The sequence below is a fragment of the Cryobacterium arcticum genome, from assembly GCF_001679725.1.
Lineage (GTDB): Bacteria > Actinomycetota > Actinomycetes > Actinomycetales > Microbacteriaceae > Cryobacterium > Cryobacterium arcticum_A.
In genome coordinates, this window is record NZ_CP016282.1 from 2,255,121 (window position 1) to 2,277,721 (window position 22,601).

General features: G+C 69.1%; 28 protein-coding genes, 2 tRNA genes and 1 riboswitch. Of the genes, 12 read left to right on the top strand and 18 right to left on the bottom strand.

Annotation, left to right across the window (positions count from 1 at the left end; genetic code table 11):
* Positions 1-33: 33 nt before the first annotated feature.
* Entirely contained in the window at positions 34-711 is a 678-nt protein-coding gene (locus PA27867_RS10100; RefSeq protein ID WP_066596003.1) for a hypothetical protein, read from the bottom strand.
* Positions 712-774: 63 nt separating this feature from the next.
* Here PA27867_RS10100 and PA27867_RS10105 point away from each other — a divergent pair, with 63 nt between their 5' ends.
* Entirely contained in the window at positions 775-1,650 is an 876-nt protein-coding gene (locus tag PA27867_RS10105) for an acyl-CoA thioesterase (RefSeq protein WP_066596005.1), read from the top strand.
* 35 nt (positions 1,651-1,685) lie between these two features.
* The gene (locus PA27867_RS10110) at positions 1,686-2,111 is read left to right on the top strand and encodes a ubiquinol-cytochrome c reductase iron-sulfur subunit (protein WP_066596007.1); all 426 of its coding nucleotides are present in this window, start codon (positions 1,686-1,688) and stop codon (positions 2,109-2,111) included.
* 10 nt (positions 2,112-2,121) lie between these two features.
* Here PA27867_RS10110 and PA27867_RS10115 read toward each other — a convergent pair whose 3' ends face one another.
* From PA27867_RS10115 to ssb, 4 genes are read right to left on the bottom strand one after another with little or no spacing between them, the layout of a single operon-like run.
* Positions 2,122-2,646, bottom strand: a complete 525-nt coding sequence (locus PA27867_RS10115) for an acyl-CoA thioesterase (protein ID WP_066596008.1) — start codon at positions 2,644-2,646, stop codon at positions 2,122-2,124.
* Positions 2,647-2,653: 7 nt separating this feature from the next.
* The gene (ettA, locus tag PA27867_RS10120) at positions 2,654-4,336 is read right to left on the bottom strand and encodes an energy-dependent translational throttle protein EttA (protein ID WP_066596009.1); all 1,683 of its coding nucleotides are present in this window, start codon (positions 4,334-4,336) and stop codon (positions 2,654-2,656) included.
* 5 nt (positions 4,337-4,341) lie between these two features.
* Entirely contained in the window at positions 4,342-4,935 is a 594-nt protein-coding gene (locus tag PA27867_RS10125; RefSeq protein ID WP_236900681.1) for a DUF6993 domain-containing protein, read from the bottom strand.
* A gap of 46 nt (positions 4,936-4,981) precedes the next feature.
* Positions 4,982-5,509, bottom strand: coding sequence for a single-stranded DNA-binding protein (gene ssb / locus PA27867_RS10130; protein ID WP_066596010.1), 528 nt, complete (start codon positions 5,507-5,509; stop codon positions 4,982-4,984).
* Between the two features lie 196 nt (positions 5,510-5,705).
* On the opposite strand from ssb, the gene mgrA reads away from it, so the two are divergent.
* The 4 genes from mgrA to PA27867_RS10150 all read left to right on the top strand — a co-directional run bounded on the left by mgrA (position 5,706) and on the right by PA27867_RS10150 (position 8,824).
* Positions 5,706-6,713: an L-glyceraldehyde 3-phosphate reductase gene (gene mgrA / locus PA27867_RS10135; RefSeq protein WP_066596014.1), complete on the top strand. Its 1,008-nt coding sequence runs from the start codon at positions 5,706-5,708 to the stop codon at positions 6,711-6,713.
* 200 nt (positions 6,714-6,913) lie between these two features.
* The gene (locus PA27867_RS20605) at positions 6,914-7,069 is read left to right on the top strand and encodes a hypothetical protein (protein ID WP_236900682.1); all 156 of its coding nucleotides are present in this window, start codon (positions 6,914-6,916) and stop codon (positions 7,067-7,069) included.
* A gap of 57 nt (positions 7,070-7,126) precedes the next feature.
* Positions 7,127-8,014, top strand: coding sequence for an EI24 domain-containing protein (locus PA27867_RS10145; protein WP_084020963.1), 888 nt, complete (start codon positions 7,127-7,129; stop codon positions 8,012-8,014).
* A gap of 129 nt (positions 8,015-8,143) precedes the next feature.
* Complete coding sequence (locus tag PA27867_RS10150) at positions 8,144-8,824, top strand: hypothetical protein (RefSeq protein WP_066596015.1); 681 nt, start codon at positions 8,144-8,146, stop codon at positions 8,822-8,824.
* A 71-nt stretch (positions 8,825-8,895) separates the two neighbouring features.
* On the opposite strand, the gene nadE is transcribed toward PA27867_RS10150, so the two are convergent.
* The 4 genes from nadE to PA27867_RS10170 all read right to left on the bottom strand — a co-directional run bounded on the left by nadE (position 8,896) and on the right by PA27867_RS10170 (position 10,483).
* Complete coding sequence (gene nadE / locus PA27867_RS10155; RefSeq protein WP_066596017.1) at positions 8,896-9,717, bottom strand: ammonia-dependent NAD(+) synthetase; 822 nt, start codon at positions 9,715-9,717, stop codon at positions 8,896-8,898.
* Positions 9,718-9,857: 140 nt separating this feature from the next.
* Positions 9,858-9,930, bottom strand: a tRNA-Arg gene (locus PA27867_RS10160).
* A 64-nt stretch (positions 9,931-9,994) separates the two neighbouring features.
* Positions 9,995-10,255, bottom strand: coding sequence for a thioredoxin family protein (locus PA27867_RS10165; RefSeq protein ID WP_066596019.1), 261 nt, complete (start codon positions 10,253-10,255; stop codon positions 9,995-9,997).
* A gap of 9 nt (positions 10,256-10,264) precedes the next feature.
* Complete coding sequence (locus PA27867_RS10170; RefSeq protein WP_066596021.1) at positions 10,265-10,483, bottom strand: SCO4848 family membrane protein; 219 nt, start codon at positions 10,481-10,483, stop codon at positions 10,265-10,267.
* Between the two features lie 63 nt (positions 10,484-10,546).
* Between PA27867_RS10170 and orn the strand changes: the two genes are divergently transcribed.
* From orn to PA27867_RS10190, 4 genes are all read left to right on the top strand, one after another.
* Entirely contained in the window at positions 10,547-11,167 is a 621-nt protein-coding gene (gene orn, locus PA27867_RS10175) for an oligoribonuclease (protein ID WP_066596024.1), read from the top strand.
* A gap of 45 nt (positions 11,168-11,212) precedes the next feature.
* Positions 11,213-11,288: transfer RNA gene (locus PA27867_RS10180), tRNA-His, on the top strand.
* A 65-nt stretch (positions 11,289-11,353) separates the two neighbouring features.
* Positions 11,354-11,704: a metallopeptidase family protein gene (locus tag PA27867_RS10185; protein WP_066596026.1), complete on the top strand. Its 351-nt coding sequence runs from the start codon at positions 11,354-11,356 to the stop codon at positions 11,702-11,704.
* Positions 11,705-11,726: 22 nt separating this feature from the next.
* On the top strand, positions 11,727-13,031 hold the full coding sequence (locus PA27867_RS10190; protein WP_084020967.1) for a D-alanyl-D-alanine carboxypeptidase family protein: 1,305 nt from the start codon (positions 11,727-11,729) through the stop codon (positions 13,029-13,031).
* Positions 13,032-13,178: 147 nt separating this feature from the next.
* Here PA27867_RS10190 and PA27867_RS10195 read toward each other — a convergent pair whose 3' ends face one another.
* The 9 genes from PA27867_RS10195 to PA27867_RS10235 all read right to left on the bottom strand — a co-directional run bounded on the left by PA27867_RS10195 (position 13,179) and on the right by PA27867_RS10235 (position 21,081).
* Positions 13,179-13,454: a hypothetical protein gene (locus tag PA27867_RS10195; RefSeq protein ID WP_066596032.1), complete on the bottom strand. Its 276-nt coding sequence runs from the start codon at positions 13,452-13,454 to the stop codon at positions 13,179-13,181.
* 9 nt (positions 13,455-13,463) lie between these two features.
* Positions 13,464-14,165 carry an ATP-binding protein gene (locus tag PA27867_RS10200; RefSeq protein ID WP_167550834.1) on the bottom strand — a complete coding sequence of 234 codons (702 nt, stop codon included), beginning with the start codon at positions 14,163-14,165 and terminating at the stop codon, positions 13,464-13,466.
* Complete coding sequence (locus PA27867_RS10205; RefSeq protein WP_066596041.1) at positions 14,152-14,946, bottom strand: energy-coupling factor transporter transmembrane component T family protein; 795 nt, start codon at positions 14,944-14,946, stop codon at positions 14,152-14,154. Before PA27867_RS10205 ends, PA27867_RS10200 begins: the two co-directional genes overlap by 14 nt.
* Positions 14,943-16,583, bottom strand: coding sequence for an ABC transporter ATP-binding protein (locus PA27867_RS10210; RefSeq protein WP_084020969.1), 1,641 nt, complete (start codon positions 16,581-16,583; stop codon positions 14,943-14,945). Before PA27867_RS10210 ends, PA27867_RS10205 begins: the two co-directional genes overlap by 4 nt.
* Positions 16,584-16,593: 10 nt before the next feature.
* Complete coding sequence (locus PA27867_RS10215) at positions 16,594-17,352, bottom strand: ECF transporter S component (RefSeq protein ID WP_157109178.1); 759 nt, start codon at positions 17,350-17,352, stop codon at positions 16,594-16,596.
* A gap of 31 nt (positions 17,353-17,383) precedes the next feature.
* A riboswitch (TPP riboswitch) is annotated at positions 17,384-17,494 on the bottom strand.
* Positions 17,495-17,572: 78 nt separating this feature from the next.
* Positions 17,573-17,902: a hypothetical protein gene (locus PA27867_RS10220; protein ID WP_066596054.1), complete on the bottom strand. Its 330-nt coding sequence runs from the start codon at positions 17,900-17,902 to the stop codon at positions 17,573-17,575.
* Positions 17,903-18,017: 115 nt separating this feature from the next.
* A complete protein-coding gene (locus PA27867_RS10225; protein WP_066596055.1) occupies positions 18,018-19,310 on the bottom strand; it encodes a DNA polymerase IV in 1,293 nt (430 codons plus the stop codon).
* 87 nt (positions 19,311-19,397) lie between these two features.
* The gene (locus tag PA27867_RS10230; RefSeq protein WP_066596057.1) at positions 19,398-20,021 is read right to left on the bottom strand and encodes a hypothetical protein; all 624 of its coding nucleotides are present in this window, start codon (positions 20,019-20,021) and stop codon (positions 19,398-19,400) included.
* Between the two features lie 31 nt (positions 20,022-20,052).
* A complete protein-coding gene (locus PA27867_RS10235; RefSeq protein WP_066596059.1) occupies positions 20,053-21,081 on the bottom strand; it encodes an LLM class flavin-dependent oxidoreductase in 1,029 nt (342 codons plus the stop codon).
* A gap of 342 nt (positions 21,082-21,423) precedes the next feature.
* Between PA27867_RS10235 and PA27867_RS10240 the strand changes: the two genes are divergently transcribed.
* Both PA27867_RS10240 and PA27867_RS10245 read left to right on the top strand, forming a co-directional pair.
* Complete coding sequence (locus PA27867_RS10240) at positions 21,424-21,828, top strand: DUF3566 domain-containing protein (RefSeq protein WP_066596060.1); 405 nt, start codon at positions 21,424-21,426, stop codon at positions 21,826-21,828.
* A gap of 122 nt (positions 21,829-21,950) precedes the next feature.
* Positions 21,951-22,589, top strand: coding sequence for a TIGR03086 family metal-binding protein (locus PA27867_RS10245; protein WP_236900683.1), 639 nt, complete (start codon positions 21,951-21,953; stop codon positions 22,587-22,589).
* Positions 22,590-22,601 lie beyond the last annotated feature (12 nt).

Below are 22,601 nucleotides of genomic sequence, written 5' to 3' on the forward strand. Positions count from 1 at the left end.
GGTTCAGTCACAGTTCGCGGGACGGGAGGGGTGTTAGGCGCGCAGGGTCCAGGGTTTGCGACGCACCAGGATGTGGCCCCGGGTGGTGCTCAGCCGGGTCCAGGGGCCCGTCCCGAACAGCTGCACCGGCTCATCCGCCGACAGGAAACCGAGGCTCACCGCAGCGAACCCGGCGCCGGTGGGAACAAAATCGAGCGCCTCGATGGGCCGGCCCCAGACCTCTGAGCGCACCCGTTGCACAAGCTGTTCGCCCGTGCCCGTCGGGATCGCGGCGGCGACCTCGGCGATACCCTCCCGGGCGGCGTCCTCCAGAACGCCGGCGGATGCGCTGCCCTGCGATTTCCAGCCGCCGCGGGGCGGCGTGATGCCGGCCCAGGTCACCGACGACACCTGCAACGGCACGGTCACGGTGACCGGGGCATCCACATCGGTGACGGCGGCCTCGAGACGCACCAGGCGGTCGAGGAGCGACCGCACCGGAACGACGACGTCGAGCTCCACCGGCTCGGTCAGTGCGAAGGTACGCAGGCCCAACACCGTGGGGCTCGTGTCGAGCAAGCCACGCGGGTACAGGATCGCGGTGTACACGGCCAGGACGCCGGCGGCGGACACCAGACGCACCGAGCCGTCCTCCACCCTGCTGGCGCGCGAAAGGTAGACCTGGAGGTCGCCGAGGGACAGGGAATCTGAGAGGGAAAATGACTGGCTCATCTGCTGTCTAAACTACCAAGGTACGTCGGCGTCTCCGGACCCGACCGTGAACGAGGAGGCAGTATGCACGCACCACTGGAGGGCCTTCTGGCCGCTCTCGACCTGACCGACACCGGCGCCCGTACCAGCGAGGACATCTTCACCGGTCCGTCCCAGTGGATGCCCCAGGGCCGGGTCTTCGGCGGGCAGGTGCTCGCGCAGTCCCTCGTGGCCGCCATGCGCACCGTCTCAGACGAGCGCCACGTGCACTCGATGCACGGCTATTTCCTGCGCCCGGGGGATGTCAACCACCCGATCACGTTCTCGGTCGACCGCATCCACGACGGCAGGTCGTTCTCCACCCGCCGCACCCAGGCGTACCAGAACGGCGTGCCGATCCTGTCGATGATCGCCTCGTTCCAGGACGACGACGAGGGCCTGGAACACCACCTCGACATGCCCGCGGATCTGCCCGACCCGGAATCGCTGCCCACCACCGCCGACACCCTCGGTCACATCGACCATGATTTCGCCCGGCACTGGGCCAACGAACGTCCATTCGACATGCGGCACGTGCCCTCCTCGATCTACCTGACGGTCGACGGCGAGCACACCAGCAAGCAGATGATTTGGATGAAGACCTTCGAGCCCATCCCCGACGATCCCGACCTGCACCGTGCCGCCCTGGCCTACGTGAGCGACTACTCGATCATGGAACCCGTGATGCGGCGCCACGGGCTGGCCTGGGCGACGCCCGGACTCAAGGTGGCCAGCCTCGACCATGCCATGTGGTGGCATCGCTTCGGCCGGGTCGACGAGTGGATGCTGTACGTGCAGGACTCCCCCTCCGCCCAGGGCGGCCGCGGCCTGTCCACCGGCAGCATCTACAGCCGTGAGGGACTGTTGCTCGCGACCGTCGCCCAGGAGGGCATGGTGCGGGTTCCCAAGCCCCGCGACTAACCTCGTCTTCGTATCCGTCTGACCCGAGGAGAATCATGAGCCCGGCCATCAACCTCACCCGCCGCACCCTTCTCGTCGCGGGAGGAGCGGGGACAGCCCTCGCCCTCGCGGCCTGCGCCCCGGACGCCACGAGCCCGACCACGGGGACGCCGGACGCCGGCACCACCACACCCACCGAGGTCGCCACGCTCACGGACATACCGGTCGGCGGCGCAAAAGCAGTGATGCTTAACGGGTCGCAGATCATCGTCTCCCAGCCCGCCGAGGGCACCGTCGTGGCGTTCAGCGCCATCTGCACCCATCAGGGCTGCATCGTGGCGCCGGAGAAGAAGGGACTCGCGTGCCCCTGTCACGGCTCCCTCTTCGACACGGCCACCGGAGCGGTGCTCACAGGCCCAGCCACCGACCCGCTCCCCGAGGTCAAAGTCACCCTCGACGGCGACAAAGTCATAGCCGGCTAGCCCGGGAAGGCTACTTGCGGGTGAAGTCGACCGGGGACTCGAGGTAAGGGGTCCAGGCGGCCCGCTCCACCGCGTTGATCTTGCGGGGACGCTCCGTTGCCGCATCCACCAGAACGATCGTGGTGGTGGCGCGGGCGTAGAGCCGCTGGGGTTCCTGCCCGACCGGGCCACGCACCTCGTAACAGACGTCCAGGCTCGCGCCGCCGAGCTTGCCGATCCACAACTGAACGTCGATCGGGGCACGCAGGTACGGGATCGGGGCCAGGTACTCGATCTCCAGGCGCGCGATCAGTGTGAGCGTCGCCGCGCCGGGGCGTCCGTCGAGTACCGCGGTGCTCTGGCCGGTGCCAGTCAAGGCGGGTACGGATGCGCGTAGCGCATCGGCTGACGCGCTCACGGCGGTCCCAGGCTCGTCGTTCGACCAGAACGCCTCGATGCGCGCCTCCTCGAGGAGGCGCAGCATCTCGGCGTTGTTGACGTGGGCGTACGCGTCGAGGTCCGACCAGCGCAGTCGGATGGGAACGTGCAGCCGCATGGGTCTCCTAGTCGCGCGTCAGCTTGCGGTACGCGGACCGGTGCGGCTTGGCCGCGTCCGGGCCGAGCCGCTCGATCTTGTTCTGCTCGTACGACTCGAAGTTGCCCTCGAACCAGTACCAGTTACCCGGGTCCTCCGCGGTGCCCTCATACGAGAGGATGTGCGTGGCGATGCGGTCGAGGAACCACCGGTCGTGGGTGATGACCACGGCACAACCGGGGAACTCCAGAAGCGCGTTCTCGAGTGAGCCGAGCGTTTCGACGTCCAGGTCGTTAGTCGGTTCGTCGAGCAGCAGCAGGTTGCCGCCCTGCTTGAGCGTGAGCGCCAGGTTCAGGCGGTTGCGCTCACCACCGGAGAGCACACCGGCCTTCTTCTGCTGGTCGGGGCCCTTGAATCCGAAGGTCGACACGTAGGCGCGGGACGGCACTTCGGTCTTGCCGACCTGGATGTAGTCCTGGCCGTCGGAGACGACCTCCCAGAGCGACTTGTTCGGGTCGATGCCACCGCGGCTCTGGTCGACGTAGGAGATGTCGACGGTGTCGCCGATCTTGAGCTCCCCGGCATCCAGCGGCTCGAGGCCCACGATCGTCTTGAACAGGGTCGTCTTACCGACACCGTTCGGGCCGATCACGCCGACGATGCCGTTGCGCGGCAGGGTGAACGAGAGGTCCTCGACCAGCACGCGGTCGCCGAAGCCCTTCTTGAGCTTCTTGGCATCGATGACCTGGGCGCCCAGGCGCGGGCCCACGGGGATCTGGATGTCTTCGAAGTCGAGCTTGCGTCCGCGCTCGGCCTCGTTGACCATTTCCTCGTACCGGGCCAGACGCGCCTTCGACTTGGCCTGGCGTCCCTTGGCGTTGGAGCGCACCCATTCGAGTTCCTCGGCGAGGCGCTTGGACAGCTTGGCGTCCTTCTTGCCCTGCACCTGCAGGCGCTCCTGCTTCTTCTCGAGGTAGGTCGAGTAGTTGCCCTCGTACGGGTACAGGTGTCCGCGGTCGATCTCGGCGATCCACTCGGCCACGTGGTCGAGGAAGTACCGGTCGTGGGTGACGGCTAGCACGGCGCCGGGGTACTTGGCGAGGTGCTGCTCGAGCCAGAGCACGCTCTCGGCGTCGAGGTGGTTAGTCGGTTCGTCCAGGAGCAGCAGGTCGGGCTTCTGCAGCAGCAGCTTGCAGAGCGCCACACGACGCTTTTCACCACCGGAGAGGTCGGCCACCGAGTAGTCGCCCGGCGGGGTGCGCAGCGCGTCCATCGCCTGGTCGAGCTGGGAGTCGAGGTCCCACGCGTCGGCGGCGTCGATCTCTTCCTGCAGAGTGCCCATCTCTTCGAGGAGCGTGTCAAAGTCCGCGTCGGGTTCGGCCAGGGCGGCGCTGATCTCGTTGAACCTGTCGACCTTCGCCTTGATCGGGCCCACGCCCTCCTGCACGTTCTCCAGAACCGTCTTGCTCTCATCGAGCTCCGGTTCCTGCATCAGGATGCCGACGGAGTAGCCGGGCGAGAGCCGGGCCTCACCGTTGCTGGGGGTGTCGAGCCCGGCCATGATCTTCAGGATCGTGGACTTACCGGCACCGTTGGGGCCCACCACGCCGATCTTGGCTCCGGGGAAGAACGACATTGTGACGTCGTCGAGAATGAGCTTGTCTCCAATGGCTTTGCGCGCGCGCACCATCGAGTAAATGAATTCAGCCATAGTGTTTACCAGTCTATTTGGCGCGTGGCTCCGACGAGACACGTTCCGGTTGCGAGCGTCGGCGCCACGATGCTGTGGTAACCGCCTGAGGATGGGCCGTTCTGCCCGACGATGCACGCGTCGGTGATCCGCACGGAGAACTGGATGGAGTCGACCGGCACGCCCTTGGTGGTGGTGTCGCTGGTCACTTCCATGGCCGACTTGTCGAATCCGGCGGCCACCAGAGCGTCGATGTAGCTGCGCCCGACGGGGTTCGGTTCCGTCGCGAGCATGGCGGCGATGACCGAGTCGAAGTAGCCGAGGTTGTCGGCGGCGGTTCCGTCGGCGACGAGGGCCGGGGCGGCATCCTCGGGTGCAGCCGGTGCCGCCGACGTGTCCGGGGTCTCGACCGCCGTCTGGGTGGGAGTGCCGGCGGGATCGCCCGGTGCGGCGGAGCAGCCGGCCAGGGCCAACCCGATCAGGCCCACCCCGGCCAGGCGCAATCCGGTCAGGCGTGATCCGGCCAGGCGCGATCCGGCCAGGCGCGATCCCAGGACGTTCGTCGCCCCGATCACGCTCAGTGGTCGGGTTCCGGTATGTGCGTCGAGAATGCGGGCCACGCGTCGTCCTCCCCCAGGGCCGCGCCCTGCGACCAAGGCTACGAGTCTATGCGGGCCGTGTTTCCATATCGGTCGACGGCCATGCCGCAGCGGGCTGGCCGGCACTCGGCTGGGCTGCACCGTACGGGTCACCGTCGTGCCGGTCAGCGCCCGGCTGGTCGCCGCTGGGCTGCTCGGCACCGGGCTGCTCGGCACCGGGTTGCTCGGCCGAAGCGGGCGGAGCACTTCTCACCAGGCTGGTCGTTCCCCAGCTGAGATTGTGACCGACGGCATCGGCCTCCACCTCGACGGAGGTTCCCGAGCGGTCCTGGTTCTCCCAGTCCCGGATGCGCAGACGCCCCGTCACCAGGACATGCTCGCCCTTCCGCACAGACTGTTCCACATTCTGCGCAAGCTGCCGGAAGCTCGACACCGTGTACCAATTGGTGTCGGCGTCGACCCAGGAGTTCTTCGACCGGTCGAACCGGCGCTGCCGGCACGCCAACCGGAACGAGGTGATGGCCAGACCGGAACTGGTGACGAGATGGCGCGGGGTGGTTGCCACGATTCCGGTCAGGGCGATGGTGTCGGTCACTTCTCTCTCCAGTTGGCACGAGGCGGTTGGCTGGCGGGCGCGGCCCCGGGTCAGTCCTCGTGCCGGGTTCGTGGCCCGGGACCGCGCTCCGTCCACTCTCTGCCAGGAGCCCACGCCCGACGCCATCGCATCCGCAGGTGTGGTCACGAGCACTGACTGTTCCGCTGTGGAGGAGGGGCGGTTCTAGAGTGACTTCATGACCTTCGCTGCTGCAGAGAACCGCTATTCCGAGATGCCGTACCGCCGAACCGGGAAGAGCGGCCTGAAGCTCCCCGCGCTTTCCCTGGGGCTTTGGCACAACTTCGGCCACGAACGCCCCCTGGACACCCAGCGCGGCATCCTGCGCCGGGCGTTCGACCTTGGCGTGACCCACTTCGACCTGGCCAACAACTACGGCCCGCCTCCCGGCTCGGCCGAGACCAACTTCGGTCGCATCTTCGCGGAGGACTTCCGCCCGTACCGCGACGAGATGATCATCTCCAGCAAGGCCGGCTACGACATGTGGGCGGGCCCCTACGGCGATTTCGGCTCCCGCAAGTACCTGCTCTCCTCCCTCGACGCGAGCCTCGGCCGCCTCGGCCTGGACTATGTCGACATCTTCTACTCGCACCGGCCTGACCCCGAAACCCCCATCGAGGAGACCATGGGCGCCCTGGCCACGGCAGTGCAGTCCGGCAAGGCGCTCTACGCCGGCATCTCCAACTACAGCCCGGAGCAGACCGTCGCCGCATACGCCGCCCTGGCCGAGCACAAGATCCCGCTGCTGATCCACCAGCCGCGCTACTCCATGTTCGACCGACACATCGAAGAGGGCCTGTTCCCGGTGCTCGACCGGCTCGGCATGGGCAGCATCGTCTTCTCCCCCCTCGCCCAGGGCCTGCTCACCGACCGTTACCTCGGCGGCACCGTTCCGGCCGACTCCCGGGTGGCCACCAGCCGGTTCCTCAACGAGAACTCGCTCAGCGAGACCTATCTCGAGCGCGCCCGCGCCCTGAACACCATCGCGGCGGACCGCGGCCAGACCCTCGCCCAGCTCGCAGTGACCTGGATCCTGCGCCAGCCGCAGGTGACCAGTGTGCTCGTGGGCGCCAGCAGCATCGGCCAGCTCGAGCAGACCGTCGCCGCCCTGGAGGCACCGGCTCTCGACGCCGACGAGATCGCCAGCATCGAACCGTACGCCGTGCACGGCACCGGCATGAACTAGTACGAGGCGGCGGCTGCCGGCATCCGGGTGGATGTCGGTGGTCGCCTCTACCGTGAGGGCATCCGCAATTCAGACCCGCCGTCGCAGTGGAGATCCCGATGATCACGTTGTCAGCAGACACCCGCCCGAACAGTGCCCGTCCCACTCCCACGCGCCGCCACGGGCCAAGCCTCGTGTCCGTTCGCGACGGACTATGGCGTGTGGTCGACAGATCGGGGGCCGTGCTCGGCCACATCGAACGAGAGGGTCACGGCGACACCGAACGCTACCTGGCCCGCCGGCTGCTCGGCGCGTCGCGGCGCATCGAGTTGGGAGCGTTCTGGCGGATCGACGACGCCGCGGACTGCTTCCGCTGAGCGAGTGCCTCTGCGCCTGACTGGCCGGGCCGGGCCGGCCACCGGTACGCTGACACGATGCCGCCCGAGTCGACGCCCGAGCCCGCCGCCAGACCCCCGGCAGGCGGGCCCGACGGCACGCCTCCCGCCGGGCCCCTGCCCGGCTCCCCCGCCACACCGGCTGCGCCGCCCGCACGCACCCGACGCGGTCTGCTCGGCGATCTCCTGACCGGCGCGGGGTTCCTGGGCCGCGGGTTCGGCCTGTGGATCACGTCGCCGCGGCTGATGCTGCTCGGCGCGTTGCCGGCGTTCCTCGTCGGCATCGTCTACCTGGCCGGGATCGTCGTGCTGCTGGTCAACCTCGACACCGTCGTGATCTGGGCCACACCCTTCGCCGACCGCTGGGCCGAACCCCTCATCCTCACCACCCGGGTGGCAGCCGCTCTGGTCTTCGTGGTCGTGGCCGCCCTCGTGGCCGTCTACACGTTCACGGCGGTGACGCTGGTGGTGGGCGACCCCTTCTACGAGCGCATCTGGACCGAGGTGGAGTCCAGGCTGGGCAACCCGCCGGCCGCCGTCCAACGCGGCTTCTGGCGCTCGTTGGGGCGTGCCGTCGGCGACGCCCTGCGGCTGCTCCTGCCTGCCGTCGGCGTGGGTCTGCTGCTGCTCGCCGGCGGTTTCGTGCCGCTCGTGGGACCGGTGGTCGTGGCCGTACTCGGCGCCGTGCTCGGTGGCTGGCTGCTGAGCGTCGAGCTCACCGGTCTGGCCTTCGACGCCCGCGGGTACACCCTCAGGGACCGGCGGCGAGCACTCCGTTCCCGCCGGCCGGTCGCCATCGGCTTCGGGGCGGCCACGTACCTGCTCTTCCTCATCCCGTTCGTCGCCGTGGTGGCGATGCCCGCGGCCGTGGCCGGCGCCGCGATGCTCAGCCGTGACACCCTCGGCATCGCGCCGGCCCGGCAGTAGCCAAATGGGTGGCGAGTTCTGCCACGCCGTGGGTGCTCCCGGCCCGCACCGGTTCTGGCCGGTACGCTTCCGCACATGCAGTGGTGGAATGATTTCGTAACCTGGCTCTCAGCGACCAGGAACCAGCCCGTGATTTTCAGCGCCGTCGTGCTGATCGTCGCCATTATCGTGGCCAGCCTCCTGGCGGCCTGGATCGCCCGTGGCGCGATCAAGCGCCTGATCGCCCAGCACGACCGTGCGCTCAAGGCCTCGGCCATCGGCACCATCGTGGATGCCGCGACCGAGGCGTCGGTTTGGAACTCGTTGACTCCGCAGGAGCAGGTGTTGAACGACCGCGCCGTCGGCCTGGCCGACATCCAGGTGCGGTTGCTGCCCATCAAGGGCGCCAACATCGCGGCCGATTGGGCCGCCCACCAGCTCGCCGAGCTCAAGCGCAGCTCGGCCACGTTCGGCTACCAGCTCGAGCCGGCTCTCGTGGAGTTCCGCGACCGCCTGATCGACTGGCAGAACAAGCCGTCTCGCGCCCGCAAGATCTTCCAGGGCGACCTGGACCGGTGGAAGACGCAGAACACGACCACGGAGAAGAACCTCCTGGCCGAGCAGGACGCCTGGGTGGCCCAGCAGCACCACGACCAGCACGCCGCCCCGGCCACGCCGTCGACCTCCAGCCCGCAGCCCCTCGGGTATGTTCCCGCGTCGACTTCCGCACCGGCCGCGGGTGCGACGGCGTACCCGTCCACGGAGACGCAGCGTCTGTTGGACGACGTGCAGGCCCTCGAGGTACGTCCGGCTCCGCTGCCCAACCCGTAACCACCACGCAGAAAGGCCGGTCCGCTCTCGAGCGGCCCGGCCTTTCTGCTGTCACGGCAACTTCTGTTCCGCTACTTCCACCAGTCGTCGAAGAGGGATGCCGGAACCTGGCGCTTGTGCTCGGTGCTGAGATACCGCCGCTCGATGGCTTCGGCCACATCAGCGTCGACGTCCTTGCCCTCGAGGAAGTCGTCGATGTGCTCGTACTGCATGCCGAGGTTGGCCTCGTCGGTCTGGCCGGGGTTGTCGTCGAGCAGGTCGGCCGTTGGCGCCTTGAGGTACAGGTGTTCGGGCGCGCCGAGCTCCATCAGCAGGGCCCGGCCCTGGCGCTTGGTGAGGCCGGTCAGCGGCAGCAGATCAGCGCCACCGTCACCGTACTTGGTGAAGAACCCGGTGACGGCCTCAGCGGCATGGTCGGTTCCGACCACAAGCAACCCGTTGGCTCCGGCGATGGCGTACTGCGCGATCATCCGCGAACGGGCCTTCACGTTGCCCTTGTCGAAGTCGGGCATGGGCGCGCCGGTGCTGTCGGCGAACTCGGCCTCGAAGCCATCGACGGCGCGCTGGATGTTGAAGGTGAGGTTCGACTCCGCGCCGATGAACTCCAGGGCGAGCTGGGCATCGTCCTCGTCGCGCTGCACCGCATACGGCAGCCGCACGGGCACGAACCGCGGGGTGTGCCCCTCCACGGTGAGCTCCTCGACGGCGAGTTGGCAGAGCCGTCCGGCCAGAGACGAGTCCTGGCCGCCGCTGATGCCCAGGATCAGACCCTTCGCGCCGCTGGCCAACAGGTAATCCTTGAGGAAGTCCACACGGCGACGGATCTCGGCAGCCGGGTCGATAGTCGGGGTGACGTGCAGTTCCGCGATGATTCGCGCCTGTTGTTCTCGCATGCCACGAATCTATCAAGTCAAGCCGCGAGGGCTGCCATATCCAGGCTGTGAGCCTCGCGGGCGAGTGCCGCATTGCACGTCCGTGCACCGCTACCGCAGAAGAAAACAACCCCGCCGGACCAGCCGGCGGGGTTGTGCTGTGCCCCCGGCAGGATTCGAACCTGCGACAAAGAGATTAGAAGGCTCCTGCTCTATCCCCTGAGCTACGGGGGCGCATAGCGCTTCAACGATACCGCAGTCGCGCCCGCGACCTCGCCCGCGGCGCGAACAGTGCGGTCTAGAGGGCTTTCGCGGTCGCGACCAGGACCTGCGCGAGCGTGGGCACACCCGACGCGCGGAACACCTCGTCACCGGCCGCGTTCCGCACGACGATCGTAGGGGTGTTGCGGATGCCGGCCGCTTCGGCCTCGGCGTTGTCCCTGGCCACGTCCAGCTCCCGCACGCTCGCGGCGGGGACGAGTCGTTCGACCTCGGCGAGAATCGCGCGGGTCTGCAGGCACGGCTCGCAGAACGCCGAGGAGAAGAAGATCAGTTCCATGTGCGGCTCCTAACCGTTGACCAGCGCGATGACGGCCACGACGGCCGACACGGCGGCGAGAAACAGGGAGACACCCACCAGCACGGCATGAACGATGAGGAAGCGCGTCGGCTTGCCCGACGCATCCCGGGCGCGGTCGTCCTGGCTGACCCGCTTGTAGAATCGCGGCCAGACCACCACGTTCCACACGGCGTTGATGAGCAGCAGGACGGCGAGTGTTGTAAGCATCGGGGCAAGTCTACGAGCCAACCGGCCCGATGAGCTGTCGGGGCCCACCGCTAGACTCGCCCCATGACAAACAGCAGTGACCGGTTGGTGTGGATCGACTGTGAAATGACCGGGCTCGACATCAATACCGACGAACTCGTGGAGATTGCGGTGGTCGTCACCGACTTCGACCTCAACATCCTCGACCCCGGGCTCGACATCGTGATCAAGCCGGATGCCTCCGCCCTGGAGAACATGGGCGACTTCGTGCGCAACATGCACACCTCCTCCGGGCTCATCGAGGAGATCCCGAACGGCGTCAGCGTGGCCGAGGCCGAGTATCAGGTGCTCGAATACGTGCTGCGTTTTGTGCCAGAGGACCAGCGCGCTCCCCTCGCGGGCAACTCCATCGGCACCGACCGTGCCTTCCTGGCGCGGTACATGCCGCGCCTGGACAAGCAGCTGCACTACCGCAACGTGGATGTCTCCTCCATCAAGGAACTCGCCCACCGTTGGTTCCCGCGCGCGTACTTCAACGCTCCCGCCAAGGACGGCGGCCACCGGGCCCTCGCGGACATCCTCGAGTCGATTCGCGAGCTGGCGTACTACCGCCAGAGCGTCTTCGTGGCCGACCCCGGACCCACGAGTGCCGAAGCAAAATCGCACGCAGCGGCCGTTGTGAACATCTTCGCCCAAAACGTGTAATAGAATTCTTGAGTTGCCTTCGCTGACAGAGGGAAGCAGCACATGGTGGGTATAGCTCAGCTGGTAGAGCGCCTGGTTGTGGTCCAGGAGGTCGCGGGTTCAAGCCCCGTTACTCACCCCACGTCAGAACAGTCCCGGTCTCAACAGACCGGGACTTTCTGCTTTAACGCGTGCCATGCTGAGTGGATGCTCATGCTCAGCCACGACGACTTCGAACGTCTCGTCATCGACGAACTCGATCTGCTCCCCGACGACATGGTCGACGGCCTCGACAACGTCATCTTCGTGGTGGAGGACCGCCCCGAAGACGGCAGCCTGGACACCCTCGGCCTGTACGACGGCGTGGCCCTGACCGAACGGGGCCAGTACGGCTTCGGCGAGATGCCCGACCGTATCATCATCTTCCGCGAGCCCCTGCTGGCAATCGTGGCCGATCTCGAGGAGCTCCGGGACGAGGTGCACGTGACCCTGGTGCATGAAATCGCGCATTTCTATGGGATCGACGACGACAGGCTGCACGAGCTCGGCTGGGCCTGACCCGGACCGGCTACCCTGAACCATGAGCAGATTTCGTCCCGGCCGTGTGATCGGTATCTCGGTGGGAACGCTCGTGATCCTGATGATCGGAGTCTACGGACCCGCCACCCTGCTGGGCCCGCTGCCCACCGCCGCCGTGACGCTCATGACACCGGACGCTCCGGTCGCGGCATCCACCCCGGCGCTTCCGGCCGCCGGAACGAGCGGCATCCTGGCCCTCACCCCGGTCTCGGAAGCCGCCGACGCCGCTGACACCGACACGGCCGCCGCGACCGACGGCGCCGCGGCACTGGGCGCGGCCCCGATCGCGACCGGTGGGGGCGCGGAAGCCCTGCCGATGGCATCCGCCGCCAAGATCATCACCGCGCTCGTGGTGCTCGACGCGAAGCCCCTCGCGGTGGGCGAGGCCGGCCCGGCCTACTCGCTCGTCACCGCGGACTACCAGGACTACCTCGACTACACCGCCGAGGACGCCCGGACCGTCATCGTGTTCCCCGGGGAGAGCTGGACGGAACGCGAAATGCTGCAGGCCATGATCCTGGGCTCCAGCAACAACCATGCCGATACCCTCGCCCGGTGGGCCTTCGGTTCCGTCGACGCCTACCTCGCCGCCGCCAACGAGTGGCTGGCCGCCAACGGGATGGGCGACACGACCGTCGTCGATGCGAATGGGCTGTCCGACGGGAGCGCCGGCACGGGCGCCGACCTGGCCCGCATCGCGGCCCTCGCCGCGACCAACCCGGTCATCGCGGACATCATCGCCAAGCCCGCCTCAGCGCTGGTCGGCCAGCGCGGGGTCAACAACACCACCGCCTACCTGCCCGACGAGGGCATCACCGGCATCTCGCGCAGCTACACGGATGCCGGCGGCGTCTGCTTCCTCTTCACCGCCGCGGTGACCGTCGACACGGAGACCTTCACGTTCGCGGGCGCGTTCCTCGGCGAACCCGACTACGACACGCTCACCGCCGATCTGACGGCCCTGATGGCCTCGGCCCGCGCGGGGATCACCCAGCTGCCGGTGTTGACCCAGGGGGACGCCTACGCCACCCTGACGACAGCGTGGGGCGACACCGCCGATGCCGTGGTCGGCACGCCCAAGACCCGCTTCGGCTGGCAGGCCGCCACCCCGGGCGAAGCCGTCGTGGACCTCGACGCCGTGGCCACCGGGCGCGCGGGCAGCAGTGTCGGCCGGGTCACGGTGGACGCGTTCGGTGAGAGCGTCTCGTCGAACCTCAAACTGGAGAGAACCCTGACCGACCCCGGTCCGGGTTGGCGCCTGCTGCACCCGATTCCGCTGATCACCGCGCTCATCGACTCCCAGTAGCACCCCGCAGACACCGAGCGGCAGCGCTTGTACAACACGCCGCCGATATGACACGGCGCCGACATGACACGGTGCCGATATGACACAGCGCCGATACAGCAAACGCCGGCCCGGGTATCCCGGGACCGGCGCTGACCTGCTGTGGTGTTAGAGAGCTGAGCCCCGATCGGGCTCGTCGTTCGACTCGACGGGGTCGCTGTCGCTGGAGTCGAAGGCGTAGCGCACGTGCAGCTTGCCCTGCACCTCGCGGGCGTCGACCTCGTCGTACCAGAACAGCGATTCCATGCTGTCGACGGCGGCGACCATGCTGATGCGTTCGTCGTGCTTGCCGTGCAGGAGCACGCGGGTGTCGGTCTGACCCTCCAGGGGGCCGTCCACGAACTCGACGGTGTATTCGGTGTTCTCGCTCTGGGGTGTTGTCATACCCCCAACTTACTGCGGAGACGCGTTTTCGGCTGGGTTCCACGGCGTGTCCGCTGCAGCCGTCTGAGGGCGCGAGCGCGGCGGAGTGGCCAGCAGCCGCACCGTGGCCTGCCGTTCGGGTGTCTCCCGGTCGCGGTAGCCCGCCCAATCCCGTTGCCACTGGTCCCAGTGTGCCTCGAACACCCCGCCGTCCCGGGCCAGAGCGCGCTGTTTGCGGATGCCGTCGTCGGCATCCAGCCACACCCGCACATCGCTCACGGACGCGTGGGCACGGGCCAAGGTGCCGCAACCCTCGACGATCAGCGGCCGGTCGGCGGGCACGGCGTGCCACTCGGCCGCAGCCTCGGTCCCCCAGTCGAACCGGCGCCACCGAGCCGGGGCCCCGTCGTGGCGCGGAACGAGGACCTGCGTGCGGATGTGCTCGATCGCCGCCTCCAGCCCGGCCCAGCCCGGGTAGATGTCGTCGAGCCGCACCAGGGTCGGCGCGACCGGTCCCGGCCAGGCTGCCACGAGGGCATCCGCGAGGGTGCTCTTGCCCGCCCCGCTCGGACCGTCGATGAGCACCACGGCACGCCCGCCCGCCCGGTGGCGGCCGAGGGCCCGCATCGCGTGAAGCACCGGGGCCAGCAGGGCGCCGCTACCCGTCGCATCGGCGGGCGCGCCGGGGCCGGGCGGCACCGCCGCCGCAGCGCACAGATCAGGCGAGGACAAAACGCCACGTTCCCGCCAGCACGGCCGCCGAGATCGCCGCGGCGGCGATGGTGAGGCCCAGGGCCACGACCACGACATCACGGCGGCCGAAGACCGACTCCCGAGCCCAGCTGCGCGGTTCGTCACTGCCGAAGCCCCTGGCCTCCATGGCCGTGGCGAGTTTGCTGCCCCGGCGCACCGACAGCACCAGCAGGGCGAACGCCAAGCCGGCAAACCGGCGTGCCCGGCCGCGCAGTCCGCCGCCGTCGCCCACCCCTCTGGCCCGTCGGGCCAGGGCGAGCGAGTGCCAGTCGTCGATGAACATGCCCACGAGCCGCAGGCCGGCCAGGGCGCCGAGCACGAATCGTGCGGGCAGGCGCACTACCTGCGCCAGCCCGTCGGCGAGGTCGGTCGGGTCGGTCGTGGCGAGCAGCACAATGCCCGGGATGCCGATGGCCAGCACCCGCAGACCGATCGCGAGTCCGAGCGCAACCGACCCCTCGGTGATCGTGACGAGGCCGGCGCCCCACAGCACCGCACCGGAATCCTGCCCGTAGAGCACCGTGGTGAGCATCCCGAAGGGAGCGGCGATCCAGACCGGGGCGGTGCGCAACCAGAATTGCCGGGCGTTCAACCCGCACCAGGCCAGCAGCACGGCCTCCAGCAGCAGCGCCGTCGCCGCCGACACCCAGTCGATGGAGAGCATCAACGCACAGCTGATCAGGAGGGCCACGGCGAGTTTGGCGACCGGGTTCACCCGGGCGATGGCACTGGGACGGATCTCGGGGGTCATCATGCTCATGGCGCGCCCGTCTCGGCCGGCGTCGTCGGCGTCGCAGCGGATGCGGGCACGATCGTGCCGGTCGAGATTGCGCCGGCCGATGCGGGGCCGGCTGCGGGCGCCATCACGAACCGGGCATCCGCGAGGGCGTCGACGAAGTGGTCGTCGTGGGTGACGGCGACCACGGCCGTGCCCGTGTCAAGGAGTTCGGCAAGCAGCCGCACCAGTTCCGACCAGGTGCGGGAGTCCTGTCCGAAGGTGGGTTCGTCCAGGATCAGGAGCCGGGGCCGTGTGGCCAGCACTGTCGCCACCGACAGCCGGCGCTTTTCGCCGCCGGACAGAGTGAAGGGGTTGGCATCGGCGAGGTGCTCAAGGCGCAACCGGTCGAGGAGGCCGTCGACGCGGTCGGCCACGGCGGCGTCGCCGAGGCCGAGGGCGCGCGGGCCGATGGCGAGTTCGTCCCGCACGGATCCGGCCAGGAACTGGTGTTCAGGATCCTGGAACACAGTGCCGATGCGTTCGAGGAGGTCACGGGAGCGCCACGAGTGCGGGTCGGCACCCGGGATGCTTCCGCGCCGGGGTCCGCGTCCGGCTGCGCGCACGGGGCCGCCTGCGGCGACTGCCGTCAGGGCGGCCGTGGCGGTGAGCTGTCCCCCGGCCGGTGCCAGGAGCCCGGCCAGGGTCAACGCGAGCGTGGACTTTCCAACACCGTTGGGCCCGGTGATCGCCGTCGCGGTGCCCGCCGTCACGTCGAGGTCGATCCCTTCGGCCGCCACCATGGGGTGCCGGCGGGCAAAGGGCACCCGTCCCACAGCGAGACCGGCGGTGCTGAGGAGCACCTCGCCGGTGCGCTCGGGCAGCGGGCGCCGTTGGGGACGAGCGGGCGGGAAACGCGGGATCCACACTCCCGCGGCCGCCAGCCTGGCGCCCTCCGCCGTGAGCACCGAGGAGGTGGGCCCATCGGCCAAGATACCGCCGGCCGGGTCGAGCACGATGATGCGATCGACGATGTCCTGCCAGACCGCCACCCGGTGCTCGATCACGATGAGGGTCGCGCCCGAGGCCTGCACCGAACGGTGCACGGCATCGCGCACCTCCACGACGCCGGCGGGGTCGAGGTTCGCGGTCGGTTCGTCGAGCAGCACCAGGCCCGGTCGCATGGCGAGCACCCCGGCCAGGGCCAGCCGCTGTTTCTGGCCGCCGCTGAGCGCGCTGGTCGGATGCCGCAGCGGCAGGTCCAGCCCGACCTCGTCGAGGGCCTGCGTGACCCGCGGCCAGATCTCGGTCCTGGGCACACCCAGGTTCTCGCAGCCGAACGCGACATCGTCGCCGACGCGGGCCAGGACCACCTGCGAGTCGGGGTCTTGCAGCACGAGACCGACCCGGCCGCGCGCCTGACGCGGCCGGATGCCGTCGATGAGCAGCTCGCCGGTCTCGTCGCCGTCTTCGTCGTCACCGAGCACCCCGGCCAGGGCGTGCATCAGGGTGCTCTTGCCGGCCCCGCTGGGTCCGAGTACGAGTACTCGCTCGCCGGGGCGGATGTCAAGATCGAGTCCGGAGACCGCCGGCCGGCTGCGTCCGGCGTGCCGCCAGCCCCAGCCGGAGGCCGTGACCCTCGCGCCGGTCACGCGCTCATCCCGCGGCGTCGGAGCAGGCATCCGCCCACCCTCACCGCGTGGTCTGCGACGGGGTCTCGGTCTGCCGCAGAGCGCTCTCGCCAGGCCCGTCCTGGCCAGACGGGTCCTGGCCAGACGGGTGCTGGCCAGACGGGTTCTGGCCAGACGGGTTCTGGCCCGTCTGGCCGACCCGGCTCGCCTCCCGACCGGCCGCGAACCGGCTGAGCGCGCCCGTGCGGGCCAATCCCCGCACGGCAAGCCAGGACAGCAGGCCCGCGAGCACGGTGCCCGACACGACGGCGGACACGATGTAGACGGCCTTGTAGCCGACGTCGAGGGCGGCATAGCTCGTGAAGGTCGTGTCCAGCAGGCCGACCGCCACGCCGGCGCCGGCGCCGGCCAGCAGGGCCACGCCCAGCCGCCAGTTCGCGTAGAGGAAGAGCGCGAGGACGATCTCGGCCCCGAGTCCTTCGATGATGCCCCAGATCAGCGTCGAGAATCCCCACTGGGTTCCGATCAGCATGGAGACGACCGCCGCGACGACCTCGGTGTAGACGGCCGCTCCGGGCTTACGGATGATCAGTCCGCCGAGAACGCCGGCGAACAGCCAGCCGCCGGCGAGCAGTCCCTCCAGGCCGGGGGTGAAGGCGAGCAGGGCGCTGAGCGGCGACCAGGCCAGTCCCCACGCCCAGAAGATGACGCCACTGGCGACGCCGATGACGCTGGCCACGACGATGTCCACGACGCGCCATTTCAGCACCCGAGGCGTGCGGGGTGTCGACGCGGTCAGACGTTTGGTTGATGCATGCACTGGTCGTGCCCTTTCCGTAGATGAATACAGGGCACGGGATTGAGAAGCCTCCCTGCGCTGGCATGATCCAGATCAGGTTCGACGGTCGAAGCTGAAGTAGCTTCCTCTCAGCCCGGTTCACCGGACTCCCGTGTTCGATTCGAGTATAGACCGGCTGCGGGCACGGCGAAGCGGCGGGAGGCGGTCTCCGCTCCCCCGCGCGGGCCGTGCCGGCCCTGGCTTAGCGCTTGAGCGCGCGGATGATGCGCGCGATGGCCTTGCCGCTCACCCACACGAAGGGGATGCCGACGGCAAGCAGGGAGATCACGTTCGGCTCGAACCGGGCGGCCCCGCCCGACTTCACATAGGCGCCGATCGGGATGGCCATGCCGCCGCCGCCGCCGCCCGCCGCGCCCTCGGCGTCGTCGCCCTCGCCACCGCCGCCGAAGCCGTACTGCACGAGGGCGACGGGCACTATCGTGACGCCCTCGATCTGCACGGGGTCTCCGTAGGCCGACCGCACACCGATGTACCGAGCGTTTTCTGCGAGCTTCAAGGCGAGATTAGTCATGCTGAAAGGCTACCCCCACTCCCCCGAACCGGTCAGGACCAGCCCGCCGCGCCGGGCCGGATGTCACGGCCGGATGTCACGCCCGGATGTCACGGACGGATGTGACGCCCGCAGGTCACGGCCGGTTCTGATCCGGCCGGCTCGCGGGTCCGGCATCCGGGGTGCCGAACGGGTGCACGTCCCGTTTCGGCGCGCTGCCCCCGCCCAGTTGGGAGGCCGGGCGCACGATGCCCCGGCCGAAGCGCGCGGTGACGGTGTCGACGGCCAGTTCGGCCTCCCGCCAATCATCGTCGTCGTCCCAGAGGCCGAGCCCGGACCCGTCGCCGTTGCCCAGCTGCTCGGCACGAACCCCGATGAGGCGCACCCGGATGCCCCGCGCGGCGAGCACATCGAAGCTCGCGGCGACCTCCTCGTAGATGCGCCGGCCCACGTTGGTGGGGTCGGCGAGGGTGCGGGAGCGGGTCACGGTGCTGAAGTCCGCGTACCGCAGCTTGAGCACCACGGTGCGCGCGACGAGACCATTGCCGCGGAGTTTCGCGGCCACGGCGTCCGACTGCCGCAGCAGTTCGCTGCGCAACCGGGCGACATCCGTCACGTCGTGCTCGAAGGTGACCTCGTGCCCGATGCTCTTCTCCTCGCGCTCCAGGTTGATCGAGCGGTGGTCGATGCCCCAGGACAGGTCGTGCAGCTTCTGCGCGCCGGCCACCCCGACGGCGCGTTCGAGCGTCTCGCGGGAGGCGTGGGCGATGTCGCGCACGTGGCGGAGCCCGAGCGCCAGCAGGGCCTGCTCGGTCGTGGCACCGACGCCCCAGAGTGCTCCGACGGGCAACGGATGCAGGAACCCGATCGTGTCGTCGGCGGGAATCACCAGCAGGCCGTCGGGCTTGGCCCGGCCGGAGGCCAGTTTGGCCACGAACTTCGTGGAGGCGGCTCCCACCGAGCAGGTCAACCCGGTCTCGGCGAACACCCGGGCTCGGATCTTCTGCGCGATCTCGGCGGGCGACCCGTGCAGGCGGCGGGCGCCGGCGACGTCGAGGAAGGCCTCGTCGATACTGAGCGGCTCGACCAGCGGGGTCATGTCCGCGAAGATGCCCATCACCTGCCTGGACACCTCCGCGTAGCGGCTCATGTGCGGTTCGAGGACCACGGCGGCCGGGCAACGGCGCAGGGCGACCGCCATGGGCATGGCGGAGTTGACGCCGTACTTGCGGGCCACATAGTTCGCCGCCGTCACCACCGAGCGGCCGGAACGGTGACCCACGATGACGGGCAGGTGGGCGAGCTCGGGGTGGTCGAGCAGCTCGACGGAGGCGAAGAACGCATCCATGTCGATGTGCAGCATGGTGGCCGTGCTGTCATCGACGTCGATCCCCGTCGTCTGCCGGTCACTGCCGTCCTGCTTGCTCATGCAGCGTACCTTTCTGCCGCCCAGGCCGCGAGTTCGAAACTACCTTCGATAATAACGGCTGCGCGGCCGGACGGGGCCGAACGTTGGTCAGAAGCCGAAGTCGCCGCCGAAGTCGCCGCCGCCGAAGTCACCGAAGCCGCCGGAGTCCCCGCCGGCGTCGGAACCCGGGTCAGCGGATGCGTCGGCACCGGAGTCACCGGATGAGTCCTCGGATCCCGCGTCGGCGGAAGCATCCGCTTCGCCGCCGGCGTCGGGAAGGAAGGTGCTGACCAGGGCCGAGCCCACGACGTATCCGGCCACAGTGCCGAGCAGGGAGGCGCCGAGCATGCTGCCGAAGCCCGGGCCCTGGCGGCCGCCGGGCTGGTCGCCGCCGAAGGCGCGGTCCAGGGTGCCGGGCTGGCGCAGCTCGGCACGGGTGGCGGACTTCGCCAGGGTGGCCGGTTCTGCATTGGCAGGGCGCTCGCCCTCCATGGCGTTGTCCGTGAGCTGGCGGAAGAGCAGGTCACGTTGTTCGTCGGTGAGCTTGCTGAACGCCTCGGTGTGCACCTGTTCGATGGTCTCCGGCGGTGCAGTGCGCAGGAGGTACCGATAGCGTTCCACCGCGATCTCATCCTCGGTGCGGCGAGGTGCTGCCGTGCCGCCCGGGGCTGTGTTGCGCCGGGGCTGTTCGGGCTCTTCGGGGCGGCCCAAGAGGCGATCGAGGAATCCCATGTGCGTTCTCCTTCTGTGCGGGTTCCCCAGCCTAGGCGTCGGCCGGGTCCGCGGACAGGACCGCGGACAGCGACTCCAGCGCATTCACAGGGTCGTCGCCGGCCGGGATCAAGACGACGCTCGTCGCCCCGGCCGCGTGCAGCTCGTCGATCCGGCGGCGCGCGGCCGCGGGGGTGCCGACGACGGCCAGCTGGTCGACCCAGGAGTCCGGCAGGGCACGGGCGAACTCGCCGCGGCTGGGGCTCGACGCCCGCAGGGCCGTGAACTCGGCGGCAAAGGGAAGCACCCGGATGTGGGGAGCCCAGTCCGGCTCCCCGATCCACTCGAGTGCCGCCCGCACCGCGTCCCTGGCCCGCCCTGGGTCTTCGTCGACCGCGGCCATGTTGTAGGCGACCACGTGCCGTGCCGTCGGCGCCGGAGCCGGCGGGCGGATGCCGGGAAAGCCGAAAGCGGACGGCTCGGCAGTGTGCCCGGCGTCGAGGGCAGCCAGGGCCTCTCCCAGGTATTCGGGGGTGACGGGTTCGGCCAGCACCACTCCGTCGGCGGCCCCGCCCGCCAGGGCGAGCGACTTGGGTCCGCGCACCCCCGCGAGGACCGGCGGAACGCTCGCCGGCGGCCCGGCCAGGCTCACGGCATCCGCCCGGGTGTAGTGGCCGGACTCGGTCACGCTCGCGCCGCGCAGGAGGGCGCGCATCATGTCGAGATTCTCGGCGAGCATGCCCAGGGGGCTCGCCGGCCAGATGCCGGCCTGTTTCATCCAGCCGGGCATGCCGTGGCCCACGCCCACCCGCAACCGGCCGGGGAAGAGTTCGGCGAGGGTCGAGACCTCCAGGGTCGCGAACACAGGGTTGCGAGCCGCGGCGGGCATGATACCGATGCCCACGACGATTGTGCTGGTGGCGGCGAGGATCACTGCTGCCTGGGCGATTCCGCCGCGGAAGAAGCAGTCCTCGACGACCCAGATCTCGTCGAAACCGAGTTCCTCCGCGCGCCGGGCGAAGGGCACGAAACTCGCGGCGGGCAGGTCGCGTGGCTGCATCACGGCAATGGCACCGGACATGGGTTCCTCATCTCAACCGGGGACGGCGGCGCCCTTGCGGCGCTGCATCACTCACGAATCTATTGTCCGGTCCGGGCGGCACGGGTGATGCACGCCGAATCGACGGAAAAAGTTTCTGAGGGCGGGTGAGACGAATCCGCACCTGCCGGACATTCATAGCTAAGGGGATAACCGATTCGGGGGAATTATGCAGCGGTACGGCTCGGAAGCCAGGGGAACAGAGCTACTCGGGGGTGCACGGTCCGGCGACGGTCAGTTCGGGGGAACTCAGCCGGATGGGGGACGGGCGTGGTCCGGGGGGACACGGCCGGGCCGGACCGAGGCGCTGGGCGCGGTGACCCGGTGACCGACGTGGCCGAGAAGCTCGCGCGCAAGGCGGAGCACGGCACGCCAACGCGTCAGATGCAGCTGACCCTCGCCCATATCGGGGTGTGGTCCAGCACCAAACTCGCCCTGGTGGTCTCGGTATGCCTGAATCTCGTGACGGTGGCGTTCATCTTCGGCGTCGCCCAGTTGCTGGGCGACGCCGACGTGGTGAAGACCCTCACCTCTTCGTATGAGGACCTCACGACGAAGACACTCAACCTCAGCGTGATCCTTGACGGCAACACGGTGGCGGGTTTCGCCGCCGCCGTCGTGGTGCTCAACACTGTGCTGGTGACAGCTTCCGGCGCTATCTACGCGGTCTTGTTCAACCTCAGCGTGCGCGCCACCGGCGGTACCCTGACCGGGTTCCGCAACCCGTAGCATCCGCCCGTCCGGGGAGGAATGCCCGCGGCCACGATGTCGTTAGACCCACAGAGACGATCAGTTCTCGGCGGATGACGCGTGACCAGCACAGAATTGAGACCTGCGTGACCACAGACACAGTGACTACAAACTCAGAAACCGACACCGACGGCACAACCGCATCCTCGACGGCCATGACGGACGCGTCACCGGGCACAGCCGACATCGACTGGTTCGCCCTGCAGAAGCAGGCCCATCATGAATTCAGCGTGCGCGTGGCCGCCATCGACGACTGGAGCGCCCCGACCCCGGACGTCGAATGGAATGTGGGCGACCTTGTACGCCACGTCGTGCAGGAGCAGCAATGGATTCCGCCGCTCCTGGCCGGTCTCACCCTCGCCGAGGCCAGGCGTCAGGTCGAACCGCTCGGCGACGACCTGGCCGCGGAGTGGCACACCTACTCGGCACGCGCCACCCAGGCCTGGCAGGATGCGCCGGCGGACGCCCCGGTGCAGCTCTCCTACGACACCGTCACGGTGCTGGACTACCTGCGCGAGCAGGTGTCCGACGTGACGATCCACTCCTGGGACCTGGCCAGGGCCACTGACGCCGACGAGGGTCTGGACCACACCCTGGTCGGCGCGGTCTGGACGGTCTTCGAACCGCAGCGCGACGCCCTGGAAGCCAGCGGCCTGTTCGACTCGCCCGTTCCGATGCCCGAGGACGCACCCCTGCAGTCGCGCCTCCTGGCCCTCACCGGGCGCGACGACCGCCGCTGACGGACACGCCGC

Coding starts and splice junctions, on each gene's coding strand:
- PA27867_RS10100 (WP_066596003.1), bottom strand. CDS start 711: ATGAGCCAGTCATTTTCCCTCTCAGATTCCCTGTCCCTCGGCGACCTC.
- PA27867_RS10105 (WP_066596005.1), top strand. CDS start 775: ATGCACGCACCACTGGAGGGCCTTCTGGCCGCTCTCGACCTGACCGAC.
- PA27867_RS10110 (WP_066596007.1), top strand. CDS start 1,686: ATGAGCCCGGCCATCAACCTCACCCGCCGCACCCTTCTCGTCGCGGGA.
- PA27867_RS10115 (WP_066596008.1), bottom strand. CDS start 2,646: ATGCGGCTGCACGTTCCCATCCGACTGCGCTGGTCGGACCTCGACGCG.
- ettA (WP_066596009.1), bottom strand. CDS start 4,336: ATGGCTGAATTCATTTACTCGATGGTGCGCGCGCGCAAAGCCATTGGA.
- mgrA (WP_066596014.1), top strand. CDS start 5,706: ATGACCTTCGCTGCTGCAGAGAACCGCTATTCCGAGATGCCGTACCGC.
- PA27867_RS10145 (WP_084020963.1), top strand. CDS start 7,127: ATGCCGCCCGAGTCGACGCCCGAGCCCGCCGCCAGACCCCCGGCAGGC.
- nadE (WP_066596017.1), bottom strand. CDS start 9,717: ATGCGAGAACAACAGGCGCGAATCATCGCGGAACTGCACGTCACCCCG.
- PA27867_RS10165 (WP_066596019.1), bottom strand. CDS start 10,255: ATGGAACTGATCTTCTTCTCCTCGGCGTTCTGCGAGCCGTGCCTGCAG.
- PA27867_RS10170 (WP_066596021.1), bottom strand. CDS start 10,483: ATGCTTACAACACTCGCCGTCCTGCTGCTCATCAACGCCGTGTGGAAC.
- orn (WP_066596024.1), top strand. CDS start 10,547: ATGACAAACAGCAGTGACCGGTTGGTGTGGATCGACTGTGAAATGACC.
- PA27867_RS10185 (WP_066596026.1), top strand. CDS start 11,354: ATGCTCATGCTCAGCCACGACGACTTCGAACGTCTCGTCATCGACGAA.
- PA27867_RS10190 (WP_084020967.1), top strand. CDS start 11,727: ATGAGCAGATTTCGTCCCGGCCGTGTGATCGGTATCTCGGTGGGAACG.
- PA27867_RS10195 (WP_066596032.1), bottom strand. CDS start 13,454: ATGACAACACCCCAGAGCGAGAACACCGAATACACCGTCGAGTTCGTG.
- PA27867_RS10205 (WP_066596041.1), bottom strand. CDS start 14,946: ATGAGCATGATGACCCCCGAGATCCGTCCCAGTGCCATCGCCCGGGTG.
- PA27867_RS10210 (WP_084020969.1), bottom strand. CDS start 16,583: ATGCCTGCTCCGACGCCGCGGGATGAGCGCGTGACCGGCGCGAGGGTC.
- PA27867_RS10220 (WP_066596054.1), bottom strand. CDS start 17,902: ATGACTAATCTCGCCTTGAAGCTCGCAGAAAACGCTCGGTACATCGGT.
- PA27867_RS10225 (WP_066596055.1), bottom strand. CDS start 19,310: ATGAGCAAGCAGGACGGCAGTGACCGGCAGACGACGGGGATCGACGTC.
- PA27867_RS10230 (WP_066596057.1), bottom strand. CDS start 20,021: ATGGGATTCCTCGATCGCCTCTTGGGCCGCCCCGAAGAGCCCGAACAG.
- PA27867_RS10235 (WP_066596059.1), bottom strand. CDS start 21,081: ATGTCCGGTGCCATTGCCGTGATGCAGCCACGCGACCTGCCCGCCGCG.